The organism is Cohnella candidum, from assembly GCF_003713065.1.
Taxonomy (GTDB): domain Bacteria; phylum Bacillota; class Bacilli; order Paenibacillales; family Paenibacillaceae; genus Cohnella; species Cohnella candidum.
In genome coordinates this window covers 1,437,946-1,455,480 of record NZ_CP033433.1, presented here as the reverse complement: position 1 = coordinate 1,455,480, position 17,535 = coordinate 1,437,946, and the positions used below count along the sequence as shown (strand labels likewise).

General features: G+C 54.8%; 20 protein-coding genes and 1 pseudogene. 5 read left to right on the top strand and 16 right to left on the bottom strand.

Annotation, left to right across the window (positions count from 1 at the left end; genetic code table 11):
- Window positions 1–20: 20 nt before the first annotated feature.
- Window positions 21–731: a hypothetical protein gene (locus EAV92_RS24420; RefSeq protein ID WP_164472653.1), complete on the bottom strand. Its 711-nt coding sequence runs from the start codon at window positions 729–731 to the stop codon at window positions 21–23.
- Window positions 732–1,320: 589 nt separating this feature from the next.
- Between EAV92_RS24420 and EAV92_RS24415 the strand changes: the two genes are divergently transcribed.
- Window positions 1,321–1,572, top strand: coding sequence for a hypothetical protein (locus tag EAV92_RS24415; RefSeq protein WP_164472652.1), 252 nt, complete (start codon window positions 1,321–1,323; stop codon window positions 1,570–1,572).
- A gap of 71 nt (window positions 1,573–1,643) precedes the next feature.
- Here EAV92_RS24415 and EAV92_RS06820 read toward each other — a convergent pair whose 3' ends face one another.
- The 7 genes and pseudogenes from EAV92_RS06820 to EAV92_RS06790 all read right to left on the bottom strand — a co-directional run bounded on the left by EAV92_RS06820 (window position 1,644) and on the right by EAV92_RS06790 (window position 6,880).
- Complete coding sequence (locus tag EAV92_RS06820; RefSeq protein ID WP_123040366.1) at window positions 1,644–2,492, bottom strand: NAD-dependent epimerase/dehydratase family protein; 849 nt, start codon at window positions 2,490–2,492, stop codon at window positions 1,644–1,646.
- A 301-nt stretch (window positions 2,493–2,793) separates the two neighbouring features.
- Window positions 2,794–3,057 (bottom strand): annotated as a pseudogene (locus EAV92_RS25180) (PIG-L deacetylase family protein); the annotation flags it as partial.
- A 145-nt stretch (window positions 3,058–3,202) separates the two neighbouring features.
- Window positions 3,203–3,856 carry a FusB/FusC family EF-G-binding protein gene (locus tag EAV92_RS06810; protein WP_123040364.1) on the bottom strand — a complete coding sequence of 218 codons (654 nt, stop codon included), beginning with the start codon at window positions 3,854–3,856 and terminating at the stop codon, window positions 3,203–3,205.
- A gap of 235 nt (window positions 3,857–4,091) precedes the next feature.
- Window positions 4,092–4,553 carry a DMT family transporter gene (locus EAV92_RS06805; protein ID WP_123040363.1) on the bottom strand — a complete coding sequence of 154 codons (462 nt, stop codon included), beginning with the start codon at window positions 4,551–4,553 and terminating at the stop codon, window positions 4,092–4,094.
- Window positions 4,554–4,569: 16 nt separating this feature from the next.
- Entirely contained in the window at window positions 4,570–5,268 is a 699-nt protein-coding gene (locus tag EAV92_RS06800; RefSeq protein WP_123040362.1) for a Crp/Fnr family transcriptional regulator, read from the bottom strand.
- Window positions 5,269–5,304: 36 nt separating this feature from the next.
- The gene (locus tag EAV92_RS06795; protein WP_123040361.1) at window positions 5,305–5,730 is read right to left on the bottom strand and encodes a DMT family transporter; all 426 of its coding nucleotides are present in this window, start codon (window positions 5,728–5,730) and stop codon (window positions 5,305–5,307) included.
- Window positions 5,731–5,923: 193 nt separating this feature from the next.
- Window positions 5,924–6,880 carry a phosphotransferase family protein gene (locus tag EAV92_RS06790; protein WP_164472651.1) on the bottom strand — a complete coding sequence of 319 codons (957 nt, stop codon included), beginning with the start codon at window positions 6,878–6,880 and terminating at the stop codon, window positions 5,924–5,926.
- A gap of 93 nt (window positions 6,881–6,973) precedes the next feature.
- On the opposite strand from EAV92_RS06790, the gene EAV92_RS06785 reads away from it, so the two are divergent.
- Window positions 6,974–7,237, top strand: a complete 264-nt coding sequence (locus EAV92_RS06785; protein WP_123040359.1) for a hypothetical protein — start codon at window positions 6,974–6,976, stop codon at window positions 7,235–7,237.
- Between the two features lie 211 nt (window positions 7,238–7,448).
- Here the strand turns inward: EAV92_RS06785 and EAV92_RS06780 are convergent, their stop codons facing one another.
- The 5 genes from EAV92_RS06780 to EAV92_RS06760 form a co-directional block, all read right to left on the bottom strand.
- On the bottom strand, window positions 7,449–8,666 hold the full coding sequence (locus EAV92_RS06780) for a Ger(x)C family spore germination protein (protein ID WP_123040358.1): 1,218 nt from the start codon (window positions 8,664–8,666) through the stop codon (window positions 7,449–7,451).
- The gene (locus EAV92_RS06775; protein WP_123040357.1) at window positions 8,663–10,024 is read right to left on the bottom strand and encodes a spore germination protein; all 1,362 of its coding nucleotides are present in this window, start codon (window positions 10,022–10,024) and stop codon (window positions 8,663–8,665) included. The genes EAV92_RS06780 and EAV92_RS06775 overlap by 4 nt, the downstream gene beginning before the upstream one ends.
- Entirely contained in the window at window positions 9,999–11,111 is a 1,113-nt protein-coding gene (locus EAV92_RS06770) for a GerAB/ArcD/ProY family transporter (RefSeq protein WP_123040356.1), read from the bottom strand. Before EAV92_RS06770 ends, EAV92_RS06775 begins: the two co-directional genes overlap by 26 nt.
- The gene (locus EAV92_RS06765; protein ID WP_123040355.1) at window positions 11,108–11,341 is read right to left on the bottom strand and encodes a hypothetical protein; all 234 of its coding nucleotides are present in this window, start codon (window positions 11,339–11,341) and stop codon (window positions 11,108–11,110) included. The genes EAV92_RS06770 and EAV92_RS06765 overlap by 4 nt, the downstream gene beginning before the upstream one ends.
- Before the next feature lie 138 nt (window positions 11,342–11,479).
- A complete protein-coding gene (locus EAV92_RS06760; protein WP_123040354.1) occupies window positions 11,480–11,689 on the bottom strand; it encodes a hypothetical protein in 210 nt (69 codons plus the stop codon).
- 308 nt (window positions 11,690–11,997) lie between these two features.
- Here EAV92_RS06760 and EAV92_RS06755 point away from each other — a divergent pair, with 308 nt between their 5' ends.
- Window positions 11,998–12,669 carry a hypothetical protein gene (locus EAV92_RS06755; protein WP_338134400.1) on the top strand — a complete coding sequence of 224 codons (672 nt, stop codon included), beginning with the start codon at window positions 11,998–12,000 and terminating at the stop codon, window positions 12,667–12,669.
- Complete coding sequence (locus EAV92_RS06750) at window positions 12,641–13,129, top strand: hypothetical protein (protein WP_241158460.1); 489 nt, start codon at window positions 12,641–12,643, stop codon at window positions 13,127–13,129. Before EAV92_RS06755 ends, EAV92_RS06750 begins: the two co-directional genes overlap by 29 nt.
- 41 nt (window positions 13,130–13,170) lie before the next feature.
- Here the strand turns inward: EAV92_RS06750 and EAV92_RS06745 are convergent, their stop codons facing one another.
- From EAV92_RS06745 to EAV92_RS06735, 3 genes are all read right to left on the bottom strand, one after another.
- Entirely contained in the window at window positions 13,171–14,118 is a 948-nt protein-coding gene (locus EAV92_RS06745) for an aldo/keto reductase family protein (RefSeq protein WP_123040352.1), read from the bottom strand.
- A 92-nt stretch (window positions 14,119–14,210) separates the two neighbouring features.
- On the bottom strand, window positions 14,211–15,578 hold the full coding sequence (locus tag EAV92_RS06740) for an MATE family efflux transporter (RefSeq protein ID WP_123040351.1): 1,368 nt from the start codon (window positions 15,576–15,578) through the stop codon (window positions 14,211–14,213).
- A gap of 88 nt (window positions 15,579–15,666) precedes the next feature.
- Window positions 15,667–16,551: a DMT family transporter gene (locus tag EAV92_RS06735; RefSeq protein ID WP_123040350.1), complete on the bottom strand. Its 885-nt coding sequence runs from the start codon at window positions 16,549–16,551 to the stop codon at window positions 15,667–15,669.
- A gap of 124 nt (window positions 16,552–16,675) precedes the next feature.
- Between EAV92_RS06735 and EAV92_RS06730 the strand changes: the two genes are divergently transcribed.
- The gene (locus EAV92_RS06730; protein ID WP_123040349.1) at window positions 16,676–17,533 is read left to right on the top strand and encodes a LysR family transcriptional regulator; all 858 of its coding nucleotides are present in this window, start codon (window positions 16,676–16,678) and stop codon (window positions 17,531–17,533) included.
- Window positions 17,534–17,535: the final 2 nt, after the last annotated feature.

The following is a 17,535-nucleotide window of genomic DNA, read 5'->3' as shown; positions in this document are numbered from 1 at the left end:
TCACTCATCTCCCTTTCACTTTAGTTGTGAGTATACGTCAACCGATTGTTAGAGGACGAATATGTTGTGGTCCAACCGGTTCCGTTGGTAAGGTCTGTACGGGTGGCTGAAGATGAACTCCATGTCACCCACGAACCCGATGTGTTCCGATACTGCATCGCGGAAGAATACGTTCCGCTAGTAAAAGAATTATCCGAATCACTACTTTCAATCCCTACGTCATGGGATATCCCGCTTGTATCCGTAATGGCCGGAATTGTGGCTACTCGATTGTAGTCAAAATAAATCGTCCAATTGGTGGAACCATTAACGGTATCTCGTGAAATTTGGAAATTATGCGTTCCCGTCTTATACTCTGTCTCCACATTCCTTTCGTGGTAATCGCCAGAGGCGGTTTCATAGGCAATAAAATGACCATGCCAATCATCTACATATCCGTCGCTATTACTTACTGGCCCACGCGTAGTTCCAGCTTCTATCCAACGGGTTCCGGCTGTGTTAAAACCAAGCCACATTTCTTTGTTAATAAACGTACCGGATACATGGCTTAAATCCTCCTGATCGTTTGTAATAGACGAATAGATGCCGGTATTTGTTGCAGTCAGCCGTTGAATCGCATACCAGTGTGGATTTACAGAACTGGCATTAGCAGTTGGCAAGCTGGAAAGCATGACTACAAGGGCCACGACGACTGACAAAAGGGCAGGATCGTTGCTTTTATTCGTTTTCATGCCTTAATTCCTCCTTCACCATTTTCTTCTTCTCATTGTGGTAAACATGTTGTAGATAAAGATGATCGCCAATTCATGAGTAAATCCTTCCGCGCGTTAAGCTTAATGACCGTTCTGGTATATAGAAACGATATTTTCATTCGTTGATTCTTAAACACCTCCCCCATTTAGGATTGTCCCTACAATATAAGTGACACCCAATAAGTCATAATCGTAACAACTTTTACAAATAAATGGTAAAATAAGACCAGAGTGAATGGGTATCTTGATTGTGTCCGGGTTGGCATTGGGTATTACTGTCTACAAATTAACAATTTTCGACGTTGCATTCAGGACTTTTGCCAACATAAGAATAGTCTAATCCGCCGCCATTGTACGAGAAAATTATGATATTCATCCCGCTCAATTCCGTCCGTAAGGCGGGAACGATGGCGGCCAATAAACTTCTTGCTGTCACCCGCAGCGTAGATCTCCAATGGCGATTTGCCGAATTGGAGAGGCTTAATGGCGCTAGACCAAGACGAGCAGCTCTGCCCATAAAGGTGCAGTTTGGGTTTCTCTGTTCGTCCCTCACATGGCAGCCGCATATTTGATCGTGCTGTTGCTCATGCAAAGCATCAGGTTCTCCCAATCGTTGGCAGTTCCGCTGGAAATAAATAAAGCCCTTTCCAAAGGAAAGAGCTTACCTAACATTCAAAACACTGTTTTTGTCATTCCAGGAAAAGGAAATCATACGGTACACAGGAAAAATGGCCTGCAAAGTTTCATCTCACTGGCCCAACCGGCCGGACAGAAAGTGCGATTGCTCATAACGGCGGCAATCAGGAAGCTACGGGATTGACACTCGTCAAGCAGTTTCTATCTCATGTACCAGTTGTCCGCCATCCCATCGCTATTTCTATGCTTTCCCTTTTACTTCCAGAGCTGTTCGCGCCACTTGTACTTCGGCTGCCAGCCAAGCAGGCGTTTGGCCTTCTCGTTGTTCAGCAGCGTCTCGTATCCGTCCATCGGAGCCCGGAAATCCTCCACTTCCGGATACCGGGCGGCCATCAACTCGCGGCTCGGGATGTCCATGCTAGACTCGTCGGACGCCAGGTTCAGCGCCACCGAGCCGAGTCCTTCCGCTTCGATCGCGAGCCGGCAAGCTTCAGCCGCGTCCCTCGTATCGATATAGCTCCACAAAATGCGCTCGCGTTCTTCCGGCTTGTGGATGAAGGACGGGAACCGCTCGTACCACTCCGGCGGAATGACATTGCCCAGCCGCAGAGACACGACTTGCATGCCGGTCCGGCGGTGGAACATGTCCGCCGTCGCTTCGTTCACCACTTTGGACAAGCCGTAACTGTCTTGGGGCAGCTGCGGGTGCGCTTCATCCATCGGCACGTATTGCGGTCCGAACGGATGTACTGCGAAGCAGATGCCGTAAGACGATTCGCTGGAGGCGATAACGGCTTTCCGGATGCCGAGTCCGGCCGCCGCCTCCAGCACGTTGTAGGTTGACATGACGTTATTGCGGAACGTTACCTCAGGCGGCACCATGCCGGCTCTCGGGATCGCCGCCAGATGCACGAGGGCGTCAGCGCCGGCGAGCGCTCCATAAGTTTGGCCGAGATCTTCCAAATCCACGATGAGCGTAGGACACAAGCCTTCCTCCGGTTGCCGCGTATCCGCGTTTAAAACTTCGTATCCCGTTTCGACGAAATGACGGACCACCCAGCGCCCCAACATGCCGCTTCCGCCGGTCACGACGACTTTTGCCATATCCAACACTCCTCCCGCTGTATCGCTCTGAATTATAGAGGAGTTTCGTGCGGTTGGGAAGGAGCCGATGAAGCGGTTTCACCCTAATTAGCCCTTCATGATGGACATAACGCTTCAATTTCCGGATGATGTACATTTGGCTCTTATACTTTTTCAACACGCGGATCTTCTTGACCAGCAGCGGTCGAGGCAGCCGGTTCGAGGAAAGGCCGAACGTATAGAGGTTTCGCCTCACCAGCTTATGGAGGATTCGCGACAGGATTTTGTGCTGGCGATGGCCGTACTCGCCGGACAATCCGTGCGTCACGATTTTTCGATAAGGCTGTTTCCGCAAAATACCTCTGATTCTCCCGTATAACGCATGGCGTGGCCCGAAATGACCGTGCCGGCGATCCCGGTAATCCCACATCTCGTAATCCGCACCGAGCGCATTCATCGCCCGACTGAACTCCTTGGCTCTTCGGCGGTTGTTTCGGTTCGTCACGCAGATGACTTTCCAATTCCCTTCCTTGAGCAACGCGGCTCCTCCGAAAATGGTCTCGTCATCCGGATGCGCGACGATCATCAGCTTATCGGGCAAAACGGCGCCACCTCCTTACAACAAACTATGTGAGGCGCCTTGCCTTGACCTGTACGAATGTCGATCCGATCCGCAAAACAAACGGCAGTACGAAACGCGATTCCCGCGTTCCGTACTGCCGTGCCAGGCGTTATTCGATGACCGTTCGGATAAATCTCTCCAAGGCTTCGGTATCCGTCATGTTGTTGTTGCAAACATGTCCGTCTAAGCACAAATAGTTGCCGACCGCCTTGTAGTAATCCGGCGACGCGAACGCCGGCCTCTTCTTCGTGATGGCCGTAAAGAGCGCCAGCTCTTCGAAACGGTTGCAAACGAAGCAATAGTTTTTCTTATGGGTCGACGTGAATCTGCCTTCAACGCCGACGAGCCGGCCGTCCAACGGATAAACGAGGAACAGCTTATTTGCGGCGATATCGACCCAGCTTAGATAGCTGATGTTCCGATAATCCAACGACGCCAAGTCGGGAATCTTCAGCTTCTTGTTCTTGGGGAACAGCTTCAACAGCTGCTCCTTGGTCACCCGCGGGAACTCCTCCCGATAGGGCTCCAGCAAAGCCGCATATCGGCGGAAATCGTCGGCCGTCTCCAGCCGGGAAACGTCTTCCAGCAACCGCTTCCTGCCTTCCGCCGAATCCGGCAGCAAAGAAGCGATATGCTCTTCGGTGCCGGATCGGACCGATGAGACGACCTTGCGGTCGGTCACGGTTCTTAGCGTGTGCTGCAGGATGCCGAGCTGCTTGATGATCGAATTATATTGATGGTTTCTCATAAACGGTTCGCACATGGCATTTCGCCCCTTATTCGTAGTCTTGAAAAATAAGGCGCAAAGCCGGGCATGCGAAACGATCTCCGTTTAATGGGGCGATAGGGTTAAACCGGATCGCGCCTCATGCAAAGTATCGCCTCCGTGCCTGGCTTTGCATGAGTCAAGCGAGTCCGACAATCTTCCCGGATTGCCATCCCTACCAACCCCCTTTTCCTCTTGAATGCTTCAAGTATATAAGGTTTGCGGGGCCAATTCAATTTGCGGCGGACCGTTCTCGGCTGCTTTCTCCCCATTTGAAGCAAACGATGCCGCCTGCGATGACCAGCACGCCGATCAGCTGCTTGGGCGTAAACGGCTCCTTCTCGAGGCCCAACAGGCCGAGGGAATCCCACAACAGCGCAAAGCCGAGCTGCGAGGTTAACGCGATCGCAATGGCATACGTCGGACCGAGCCGGCGAATTCCCTGCATCAGGCAGACGACAACCCCGACCCCGATCAAGCCGCTGAATCCGTACCAAATTTTCATGCCGCTCAAATGGAACAGATGACTGCCTTCAACGAACAGCCCGATCGTCAGGGAGGCGGCAAAGCCAAGCCCCAATACGAGCGCCGTCGTCATCCAGGATCCCGCCCGTTCGTTCACTTTGCTGTTAAAAATGTTCTGCATGCCGACCAACGCTCCCGCGAGTACGGACAATAGGAAACCAAGTGCCATGAATGTTCACCTTGCCTTATTCGTAAATGCCGTTGCCGGCCAAAGCTCTCAAACCTTGCCTGTCCTTCACCCGAATCGACCCTCGTACGCGTTCGATCAAGCCGTCCGCGCACAGCTGCCGGATCACGCGGTTCAGATGCCGGTAGCTGGTTCCGATCAGGTTGGCGGCATCCTTCAGGCTGACGGCGCCGAGCCGGCCTTCGTACAATGTATCCGATTCGTCGAACGAAACGGCAAGCAGATAGCTCGCGAACCGCACCTCCACCGGATACATCAGGTTGAAGCGCATCGAGTTGGATTTGAGATGGAATTTGCGGGCCAATACGTCCAGCAGCAGACGCAGCAGCGGCGGATGCTCGCCGGCATATTGTCTCAGCCATCGGTAAGGAACGCGGATCATGACGGCTTCTGACACGGCTTCGACCGTATTGATAATCTCGATGTCCCGTACGTATTCGATATCCCCGATCAGCTCAATCGGCGTTTTGAACGACAGGATGAGCGTCTTCCCTTCGGGAGATACCGTGTAGATTTTGATCTTTCCCTGGACCAAAACATATAGGTATTCCGCTTTTTGCCCTTGTGAGCAAATCCGCTCCCCCCGTTCAAAACGGCACAGCGTGAGATGCGGGAGCAAAGGTTTGGGAAAAGCGTTGTCCAACGGAGGAACGCCCAAGTATGCCGCCAATTGCTCCTGATCCTTGATTTCTCTCATGCCGCGTGTTCCCCCTGCTTTCTGCCCGCTTAACCTTCATAAACTTATAATCGCGACACCGGCTGCCATCATCCCGATTCCGAGAAACTGCGGCAGCCTCATTTTCCGTTTCTCCACGCCGAACCACCCCCGGCTGTCCGCCGTGAAGGTCAGGCACAGCTGGGCGATCAGCACCGCTGCGATCGTGAGAGTGGCCCCGATTCGGTGAATGGCCGTCACGTTGCTGGAAATAATGATCGCCGCGAACGCTCCGCCGATCAAATAGATCGGCTTCACCTGCGCGAATGCGCGCCATCTGCGTTCTTTGACGAACAGCAGGATAAGCAGCGCGGCGGCGAATCCGGTGAATTGAGTCAGCGCCGCAGCTTGCCATGTGCCGAGATCCTGGCCGATCCGCGCATTGGCGACCCCCTGCAGGGCAATGAAAGCCCCTCCCATAAACGCGAATAAAGCTCCTACCATCATTGTCCTCCCGCTTTCCTGATTTGTCTATTATTTAACGGGATTTCAACGCACCGGCGATAGGACATATGTCCTCAAGAAAGAAAAAAACATCCACGGGTTGCCATGGATGTTTCGCTGCAAAGCCATGTCGTGTCCTGCCGATCGTGCTATAATATGGAAATGATTTACTTTGGGATGCATGCCTTTTCCTTTACCGATGCTGTCCGTTCATGAAACGCGCCAGTCCTTCCGCCAGATTGTCACGCGCCCACCGGATATGCCCTTCGTCGTCGTATTGGCGGAACGTGCATTCGACGTACAGGATAAGATCGAGATACAGATCATATAAAGACCTTCTGGCGAACTCGCTTTCACTCAGTTTGGATTTGCCGTATCCGCGCAGGAACGCGGGCGAGCGGTTGAAATGACTGAAATAGACTTCCATGAGAGGATCTCCCCACAAGGCCCTCTCGAAGTCGATTAAGCCCGTCACGGCACCGTCCTTCACGAACACGTTCCCGTCCCACAAGTCCCAATGGACGAGACGCGGCTCTTTCACTTCATCCAAAACTTCGCTCCGGGCCAAAACTTCTCCTCGGATTTCCGCATACGGCACCGGCAAAACGACGCCCATCTCTTCCCCGTCCAGCAGGACGCCGAAAATGAGGTCCATGAACGTGTCCTTCCATCCGGCGTCCGAAGGCTGGGCATACAGGCCGAACCGTTGTCCCCGCACTTCGTTCAGAATTCGGTTCAATCGGCCCAGCTCGGCATCGATGGTTTCCCGCTCTGCTTCCGATAGCGACGGTTTGACCGAACCATAGATCTCACCATCCATGTGCTCCATGATGAAGAATTCGACCGGCAGCTCGGTGCAGGTGTCGTCGTAATGATAGACCTGCGGAACGGGCAGCGGCGACGATGCCAACAGCCTCATCGCCTCCACTTCCGTTTTCATGATCCTGACTTCGTAACGCATCATCCGCGCGGATTTCGGCGGCCCGGCTTTCAACACCGCCCGCATTCCGTCTTCCAACTCAAGTGCGTATGCGCTGTTGGCCCAGCCTCCCGTCATCTCTCGCGATTTCGTCAGACGGCCGCCGAGCGTTTTCCTGACGAGATCGGCCAGTTCGGTTTCCCTGATTTTCGTTTTGTATATGCCTTCCACCTTGCACTCTCCCCGATTAACGGATGCCAATCGATACTCCGTTAACATTTCGACTTTATTTTCCCAATTCCTGTCATGGGGAGGTTTTCAAAAATGGGCTTTTGGAAACGTTTGTTCGAAGCGCTGACGCCCGGCAGCCGAATCGTGCTCTATGTCGCGACGAATGAGAGCGATCTGTTTCGAGTGACGGGCCAACTCATCAACGCGGGTGTCCCGTACACGGTGAAATCTCCGTTAACGGCCCGGCCGCAACGCGGAGGATTCCTGATCGGCGAACGAGCGCAAATCTATGAGATTTACGTGAAGCCGGAACATGAATATCAAGCGTTGCGAGCGATAAGTAGCGGAAACAGGTAAGACTAAAGCGGTCGCAACGGAACTCAGCGACCTTATTCCTTCCTTTTGAGACCGTTTGTAAGACTAACGGAACCATACGCCGCTATTCAGCAATTCCGAGGCCAATTCTTGGTGATATTCGGACAATAACGTCGCTGAGTTCCGTTAGATTAGAAAAATGACCTTTGATTGACGAATAACGCTTTTCAGTTCCGTTAGCTCCCTTTCGCAGTCAATTTGCAGTCAACTTTTCCTTGTGAACGCGGTTCGTTTTCAACTCCGCGCGGCGGATGTGGATCTCGACCTGCACGTCGACCGGCGCTTTGGCGAACTTCCGGTTCCATTCCTCAGCCATCGGCACGAATTGCTGGTAATGCCGTCGATACAGCCATTCCCCGAACCCGAATACGTCCGAGCCGAACTCCTTCTGCACCTTCGAGATGGCGGCTTTTATATGCTCACGGGAGTAATCCTGGGTTAACCTGTCTATTTGCAGATACCCGGATACCTTGTTAAGCGGCATATCCTCTTGAAGCCCCACGATCATGCCGTCAGCCTCCACGTACATGCGGAGCTGCGGAACGCCTTTACGGAAACTGACGTTGCGTTTGGATTGGATATTGTACAGACGGACTGCGGTGTACATCCCTTTCTGTTCAAGGGGTACCGAAAGCGTCGTCACCTTCATTTGCCCGCGGGCCATCTCCACCCATTGGGCTTCTTCCCCCGAAAGGAACCCCATCAGGTTATCTTCGCGCAACACCGCCGTCCCCGCGACTTCGACGACGACGCTGGGTACGTCGGACTTCGTGTTGTCCAAACTTTCCCCTTCTTTCGGCGGTCCAACTATTGTAACGGCGCTAAGAAGCGGCTCTCTCCCTTGTATAAGCATGGCCTGCGTCAAATCGGACATCCGGCTGATCGCCACTCCACCCCCCATTTTTTTTAGGCTTTCGATTTGCATGCGTACTTTGGCCGAGGAGACTCCTCCCCTTGGATAAAGGACTTTCAGCACATTCGAAGCCGGACCTCCCCGGGAAATCAGAATCATCACGTCTTCGCGAATGTAACGCGAACGCTGCAACACGTCCAAGTAGGGTTCCATGCCCTCACGGGCGAGTTTCTCGTCGAATACGACCACGCCGATATGCGAAGGAATGGGGACTCTGTCGGAAGTGACGTTCAAACGACTGATCATTTCTGCCAGCGTATTGCCTTCCAACGTCTGAATGATCGACGGCGACCTTCCCTTGCCTGCCGTTTGGGAAAGCTCGCTGGGGTTCAAGGCTTCGAAAGAGACCCGAAGCTTATGGCCTTCCGTACCCGGCTCCAGCGCCACGCCTGAAACGATGCTCGTGCGGTTCAACTCCACGTGACCCCAGCATCCCGCCAACAACGCGACGGGCAATATCCACCCGAGAGACCGCGAATACCTCGTCAATCGGTTCATGACCCGTCACCCTCCCCGAGCGTCCTCACGTAGGGCACTCCGAATGAATGGAGCCGGGTCAGGTGGATCATTAAAAACGCGGCTCCAAGAATAACTCCGAATACGCCGAACAAAGACGCCATGATAATTAGAGCGAACCGCAGCAAGCGTACGTTCGTGCTGAACGAGTAGACGGGAGATACGAAGGACGAAATCGCGGTTAGGGCCACGACGATGACCAGGATATTCGAAACGATCCCCGCCTGCACGGCGGCTTCTCCCAACACCAGCGCTCCGACGATCGAAATCGCTTGACCGACGACCCGCGGCATCCGGGTCCCCGCTTCCCTAAGGATTTCAAACGTCCCTTCCAGCAGCAGGACTTCGATGGCGGCAGGAAACGGGATGCTTTCCCGTTGAGCCGCGATGCTGACCAGAAGTGTCGTGGGGATCAACTCTTGCTGGAAATTGATGGCTGCCACGTACAGCGAAGGCAGCATCAGCGAGATGAAGAAGGACAAATAGCGCAGCGCCCTCGTAAACACCCCGAAAGCAAACCATTGGTATTGGTCTTCCGGCGATTTGAAAAAATCGTTCATCAACGCGGGAACGATCAGGACGAACGGGCTTCCGTTCACGATGATCGCGATTTTGCCCCGGCACAGCGAACCGCACACCGCGTCCGGACGCTCGCTGCTGTACAAGGTAGGAAACAAGGCCAACCCTTTGGGCTGAAGATGCCGTTCCAAGGATCCGGAATCGAACATGGCTTCCGTTTTCACGTGCTGCAATTCCTCGCGCAATCGGCGAAGCACCGTTTCGTCCGCTTCGCCGTTCAGGTAAACGACATAGACGGGTGTTCGGGATCGGCTCCCCAACGTGAATTTCTCGGTACGCAGCTGTTTGTCCAACAACCGCCTGCGGATCAGGCTGATATTCGTTTGGGCGGATTCCGTGAAGCCTTCTTTGGGACCTTTGACCACGGTTTGCGTCGTCGGTTCTTCGATGCCGCGGGCGCTTAATTTCTTGACGTCGAGGATCAGCCCCCGTTCGTCGTCACCCAGGATCAGCACGGCGCAACCTTGCGATAGATCCTCCACCGCCTTCACCCGATCGTTATCCCATCTGGGCGAAAGCGCGGCGAAGCACGTCATCTTCAGGTCTTCCATCCTATCGAACGTCGTTTGGCCTTCTTCCCGACGGCCGTATCGGACAAGCGGCAGCATGACATGCTCGGTCATAAACGCGGAATCGGTCATCGACGACAAATAGCAAAGCCATCCTGCGGCATGACCAAGCTTAACGGGCACGCATTGATAATCCTCCGAATGCCCGAAGGCTTCTTTCAGCGCGTCAGCCAAGCGGTTCGTTCGATTCACGCGGTTTCCCTCCGATTCCCGTCCGCATTTTCATGACCAAGACCGTAATGAGCGGTAAAACGAACTGCATGGGAATGTGCAGCCAGTACACGACTTCCGTCAGCCCTTCTTCGACGTGTTCGGCGGCGTTTTCCGATACGAGTACGGATAGAGCTCCGATCAACAAGGCCAGCGGCAATTTGTACGACTGGTCCTTCCCCCGGAACACGGTCGAAATGCCGAGGACGCCCGCATGAAGAAAGACGGCGCATTTGACGAGAACGCCGAAAAGAATGATCATCGCCACCACGGCGTCAAGTCGGGTGATGAAATCTTCGACGTTGATGACCCGTGCCGTATCAAGCAGCCCGAAAGCGGAATACTTTTGGAATTCCATCCCAAGCGTCATGGTCTGGAGCAAGTCGGATAGGGTCAGCACGATCACGGCGCTCCCCATCGCGGCGAAACCGATCTTCCGGAACCGGGTCCGGCCCCCGATCCGATGGGCGAAGACGAGGAAAACGACGAGCTCTCCATAAGGGAACCAAAGCGTTTTCGTCGCGGCCTCCTTGGCAACCGGAAGGAAACCTTCGGATAGGAACGGGAGAAGCCTCTGCAGCTCCAGGGATTTGCTGATCATCAGCAGCACGATGAGCGCGAAGAAAAATACGAGTATCGCGGTAAGGATGATAACGGAAAGCCGGCCGGTGCTTCGAAGGGTTCCCGAAGCCGCGTATGCGACCAAGAGAACGAAAAGAGCCACCGCGAATTGCGGCGGCGTCGTACGAAGCAATGTGGTCATGACGAATTCCAACAAATCCCGTACGTTCCGCGTCGCGATATACAAGAAATAGACGGCATAGAGAAGCACGAACGCTTGACCTGGCCTTCCGCCCCATGTCTCCGTGAACTGCTCGTACAATCCTTTCGGGCGATCCGTCGATACCAGGAGAGATTGCAGGAAAAACAAGAGGAGGGCGGGGACGGCAGCAAGCAATTCGACGAGCCACACATCGGGGACGAGCTTCGGGGTTCCGAATATGATGGCCGTGGCGAGCAGGAACACGAACATCATGCAAAAGGAGTGCACGCGCGGGATCGGATTCACGCGGAACGCCCTCCCTCTTGCGGATCGGATTTCCGCTTATGCCGGATATCCGCCACCAGGGCCGTAATCCATGAGCTCGCCAGCAATAACAGCGTGAGTTTGTCCCTGGCGTGGTTGAACAAATCGTAAAGCGCCGCGGGAAAATTCTCACGGTAGATGATCATGTCCATAAGCGCCATGAGCAGGATCACGAAGACGGCGGCGAACGTTACCCCTCCGGTTGCATGCATATCCAGCCCCCCCTTCCATCATCCTCCTTACGTTCCCCCCAAAATATCGGCGGTATTCCAGCATTTCCCCTGTATGGGGCAGCACAAAAAAACACCGTCAGGAGACGGTGTTTGCCCAAATCGTGGAGAAAACGCGTCTTATCCCGTGCGGCCGACGAACGGCAGAGCCGATAGAATCCGTTCTTCCTTCAGCGTGCGGAAGGACTTCTTCCCCCAGTCCAGCACGCGGACCTGCCCGTCCCGTACGGAATAGACGGACACTCTTCTCTTGGTGAAATTCCCTTTGCTGTCCTGGTAAATAATTTCCGCTTTGCGGCCGACATACTTCTCGATATTGACGGGCGACATGGAACCACCCTCCTCGATCGGTTAATGTAATCTCATTATAAAATAAGAACACATGTTCGATCAAGAGGAACACGCGGCTAACCTTCTTTTCCCTCCCGCGCGCGGATATTTTCAGCCGCTAAGGCAAATAATGGGGACGAAGATGTCCCGACTAGAGGATGGATCGGATGCAAAATTTCAGGACTCGCTATCGCAATCGAAGATATATCGGCCACGTGAGCATTTTAGGCACGACTCAGCTCCATCTTCGGAGTCCGCTGACGATTGCTCTCTGGTCTCTCGCCTTCCCTGGTTTCGGACATATGTTGATGAACAAGTACCTTCGCGGATATGCGCTATTTCTTTGGGAATTGTTCATCAACCAAATCACCCATTTGAACTTGGCGATCGTATATTCCTTCAACGGCCAATTCGACGCGGCCAAGTCTGTGCTCAATGAACGTTATACGCTGCTCTACGTTCCCGTTTACCTGTTCGCGGTCTGGGACAGTTACAGAACGACGGTAGATTTGAATAAGATCACGTTGCTCGCCAGAAGAGAAAACGCCCCGTTCAACAATTTCGCGATCAGTGCCTTGGAAATCAACTATTTGGACAAGCGCAAGCCATGGATCGCGTTCGTCTGGTCCATGACCGTTCCGAGCCTCGGACAGCTGTACATCCACAGGATCGTTCTGGCCATTTTCACGCTTTCCATCACAATCGTCATTGTGGCGCTATCCGGCCTAATTGAAGGCATCCACTACCTCATTTTGGGGCAAGTCGCCAAGTCAAATTCAGTTCTCGATCCGCAATGGCTGCTCTATTTTCCTTCTTTGTACTTTTACACGATTTATGACGCATACGTGAACACCGTGGAAAACAACAAGCTGTTCGACCTGGAGCAGCGTAAATATTTGACGGACCAATTCCAGTCGCCGTCGTTCGTCATCCACAAAGGAGCCAAGATCGATGCAAATTCAGATCTTTGCCGCGTTTGACCATAACATCTTTCTCGAGCTCGCCATCAGCAAGCTGAAGGAGAACGACATCCGGGATATTTACGCGGTACCCTTGGATAAAAGGAAAAAAGACATGAAAATGTTCGACAACATCCATCAATCCGACGGAATCTCGTTAATCGACATCGGGATGATTTTCGCGTTCTTGGGAGGGACGATCGGTGCGGCGCGAGGATTCGCGATGGATTGGGGCCCGATCAACTGGGGTTTGATCGGCGCGGGATCCGGATTCCTCGTCGGCTTCGCGATCGATTTAATCATAAACCTGGTGAAAAGAAAGAAGCTTCGCGTTTCCAAGAACCGCGGCCCGGAAGTCATCCTGATCGTCACTTGCACGAAGGACCAAGCGAAGCAGGTCGAGCGCATCATGTGGGACCACCTGGCTCGGGGGTTGGCGGCAACGCAAACGTCCGTCGGCACCGTGCAGGAAGGTACATAAAAGCGGCATCCCGGGGGATGCCGCTTTTCCATGCAAACCTATTACGCCAAAATGGATTCGATGCGATCCAGCACCGCTTGCGGAAGCACGATTCCCGACGCCTTCGCGTTCTCTTCGAGCTGCGCAACCTTCGTGGCGCCGACGAGCGCACTGGCCACGCTGCCGTGGCGCAGGATCCAGGCGATGGCCAAGCTGGACAGCGAAATGCCGAGCTCTTTTGCGACTCCGTCCAGCTGGTCGACCTTACGAAGGTGGTCTTCGGTAAGGAAATTGCGGATCCACATGTTCGTTTTCGGATCCGCTGCGCGGCTGCCTTCCGGATGCTGCCGGCCGAGCCGGTATTTGCCCGTCAGCACCCCTTGCGCGAGCGGCGAGAATACGACTTGGGAGACGCCGTTCTTCTCGCTTACCGGAAGCACGTCGGCTTCGATGTTGCGATAAAACATGTTGTATTGCGGTTGATTGACGACGATCCGATCCAGCAGGTATTTGTCGGCGATTTGCATCGCTTCCTGAATCTGAGCGCCGGTCCACTCGCTTACGCCGACATAGAGCACTTTGCCCTGACGGACGAAATCCTCGATCGTTCGCAGCGTCTCTTCCACCGGGGTCTCCGGGTCATAACGGTGGCAGTAGAAAATATCGACGTAGTCCTGCTTCAACCGTTTGAGACTGGCGTTCAACTGCTCATAAACGTGTTTGCGGGACAGCCCCCGGTCGTTCGGCCCTTCCCCCATCGGCCAGAAGGCTTTCGTCGCAAGGACGTACGATTCGCGGGGGTAGCGGGGCAGCACCTCGCCCAGCATGAACTCGGCCTTGCCTTGCTCATAGACATTTGCGGTATCGATGAAATTGATGCCGAGCTCAAAAGCGCGGTCGATCAGCTTGGCGCCGGTATCCTCTCCGACGGAATGCCCGTAGGTCATCCAGCTGCCGAAGCTGATCTCGCTGACCTTCAATCCGGTTCTTCCCAGCTTTCTGTACTTCATGGAATTCATCCTTTCCGTTCATATCGTGAACACGCGTTTACAATCATAGCACAAAAGCGGGCCACCATTCAATGGCCCGCTCTCTCTCAGGATTACATATGCGCAGCCGCCGAAGCCGCGGCATGCGCGCTTCCCGACTTCACTTTCACGTTCGTCCAATCGAGCGACAGATAACGCCAGGCGTTCGCAATCGCCGTCAGCACGATCAAGGAGCACAACGCGGTCCAAGCGCCCGTCTGCCCCAGATCCAACACGCGAGTCAGCACGATCGTCCCCGGGATGAACAGCACCCAATTGAGCAGCATGGCGGTTCTCGATAAGAACGTCGTATCCCCGATTCCGCGGAGTCCGCCGCCGAAGATGATGTTCGCTCCGGTGAACAGCTGGATGAACGCGGCCAGATGGATGAGCGAGATGGCTAAGTCGTATACCGCCTTATCCGGCGTGTACAGCTTGGCGATCGGCAAGGCGAACAGGAAGAAAACGACCGAGATGAGCGCCATGAAAATGAGGCCGAGATACACGGTGACGATGCCGAACCGACGCGCTTCCCGGCTTCTTCCTTTGCCGATTTCCTGGCCGATGCCGATGGTCGCGGCGGCGCCGAATCCGTTCGAGGGCATGAAGCCGAACGACAGGATGTTCAGCGCGATTTCATTGGCCGCGATCGCCGTCGTACCCAGCATCGTGATGCAGGAGGTAAACACGAACATGCCTAGGCTGTTCGATAGCTCCGTCACGCCAAGCTTAGAACTTTCGAGCAGCACCAGGCGAACCTGCTGCTTCTCGATGCGCTCCCAGACGCGAGTCAGGTATGCGCCGGCCATGAAACGGTAATACACGAGAAGGCACAGCAAGGCGGTCGCCAGCTCCGTGATGAAAACGCTCCACGCGGCCCCTTGCAAGCCGAGATCCGGAAAACCGAACTTGCCGTAAGCCAGGAGGTAAGTCAAAGCGACGACGAGGCCGCTGTTGATCAAAGCCAGCGTCATCGGCGTGCGGGTATCCCCGACGGCGCGCATGTAGGCGAAGAACGTGCCGTTGAACATCCCGAAGATCAGTGCAAGCATCCGGACCTGCAAATAAGGAGTACCTAGGTCCAGAATCGTTACGTTGGAACCCATGATATATAAGATGGCGTAAGGCAGTGCGAAGCTGCCGATCAGAAGACCCAAGCCTTGGATCACGGTGAAGATCAACGCGATCTGCATTCTCTGGTTGCCTTGTCTTATATCGTTGGAACCGAAGTTTTGCGCGACGAGATAGTTGATGGCACCCTGTACGCCCGAGAACATCGCCCACAGGTTATAGATGACGATGTTCGAGATGCCGACCACGGCAATCGCGGCGGCTCCCAGCTTGCCGACGATCATCAGGACGAGCAATCCCGTAAACGTCATGGAGGAGAACGTGGCGATCGAGGGAATCGCCAATTTGAGGATTTGTTTCACCAGTTGCACGTATGCTCACGACCCTTCTGAAATCCCCATTCATTATAAACCCGAACGGGTCGAAGTCAAGAGTCGGAAAGCATGGCGAGACGAGAAATTAACCGGCTTGGAGCCCCGCCGGCTGACGTCTTCGTTGGCCGCCGTTCACCAAATAGATGCCGAAGCAAATCAGAGCCGCTCCCGCCGCTACCGCTCCTCCCACCTTCTCGCCGAGCAGAAGCCAACTGGAGAGGACGCCGAATACCGGCACGAGAAACAGGAAAACGCTCGTTTTCCCAGGGTCGCTGTGGCGGAGCAAGTAAAACCACAGCGTGAATTGTACGATGGAACACATAATGGCGAGCCACAGAAGCACCACAACGGAGCTAATGGACAGCGCGAAACGCAGCGGTTCCGTTAAGAAGCTCAAAAGCAGCAAGAACACGCCTCCGAACAACATTTGATAAGCGGCGAGCACGGTCGAGTCGAATCCGGCTCCCCAACGGTTCACGAGCAGCGTCGCGAAAGCGAAGCACACGGCGCCCGCGAAGCCGATATAGGTGCCCGGTACGAACCCGACGTGGAACCCGAACGTCAGCGCGACGCCCGCGAAACCGACGGCGACGCCGAGCCACTGTCGGCTTCGGTAGGCTGCGCCGTTCAGCAGCGAACCCAGCACGATGACGAGCAGCGGCGCCGCGCTCGTGAGGATCGCCGATTCGCCCGACGAGATCCAGTGCATGCTGTAATAGGCGCAACCCATCACGCCGGCGGATTGCAGCAAGCCGATCACGGCAGCCTTGAGCCACCGCCTTTCACCGCGGATCCCTCCCGTGCCCTTGCGGGCGGCGAACAATGCGAGAGCGCCTCCGGCGAGCAGAAAGCGGACGGCCATGAGCAGAAAAGGCGGCGCGTAAGCGAGTCCCATTTTGCCGACCGGAAACGCGACCCCCATCAAGCAAGTGGTCGCCATCACCAAAGCGTAGTACTTGAATCGATTCATTTGCTATCTCTCTCCCCTATCCTGACGTGTTTTCAGTTTAAGGGAGTGCTGCTTTTATGTATAATGATTGTTAGCGATATTCGATATCATTCATAACGATACCATCATAAGAGGAGGCGATGATATGGAAAGCTCGGATCTGCGCGTATTTCGGACCGTGGCGATGGAAGGATCCGTGACCAAAGCCGCCGCCAAGCTGGGCTACGTCCAATCCAACGTCACCGCCCGCATCCGGCAGCTGGAGCAGGAGCTCGGCACCCCGTTGTTTCTGCGGCATAATCGCGGCATGACGCTTTCGGCCGGCGGCCAAACGCTTCTCGGCTACGCGGACAAAATCGTCGGATTGTTGGAGGAAGCCTCCCAGGCGCTTGCCTCTACGCTTACTCCCTCCGGACCGCTCCGGCTCGGCTCTACGCAGACCGCCGCAGCCGTGCGCCTCCCTCCGCTGCTCGCGGATTATTACCGCCGTCATCCGGGCGTGCAGCTATCGGTGACGACCGGGCATACGCAGTTTCTGCTGGAAAAGATCCTGCATTACGAACTCGACGCCGCCTTTCTCGGCTGCCCGGTCGACCACCCGGACCTGCTGTCCATTCCGGTATTCGACGAGGAGCTCGTCATTTTGTCGCCGGCGGAGGTCTCCTCTTTGGAAGAGGCCGTGACCCGGCCGATTCTCGTGCTCAGCCTCGGGTGCTCCTACCGGGAAATTCTCGAAAGCTGGCTGCAATCGAACGGCTCGGCGCAGCCGGTCATCATGGAGTTCGGCACGCTCGAGGCGATCGTCGGCGGAGTCTCGGCCGGCCTCGGCATTTCCTTGCTTCCACGCGCAGTTTTACGCGCGACCGGGAAAGAAAACGCGATGCGCGCCCATGAAATGCCCGGAACGGCCAACCGGATGCATACGACGTTCGTAATCCGCAAAGATTCGTTCGTGAGCAGCGCATTGAAAGCTTTCATGGACATGCTGCCGGATCCGGGGTGACA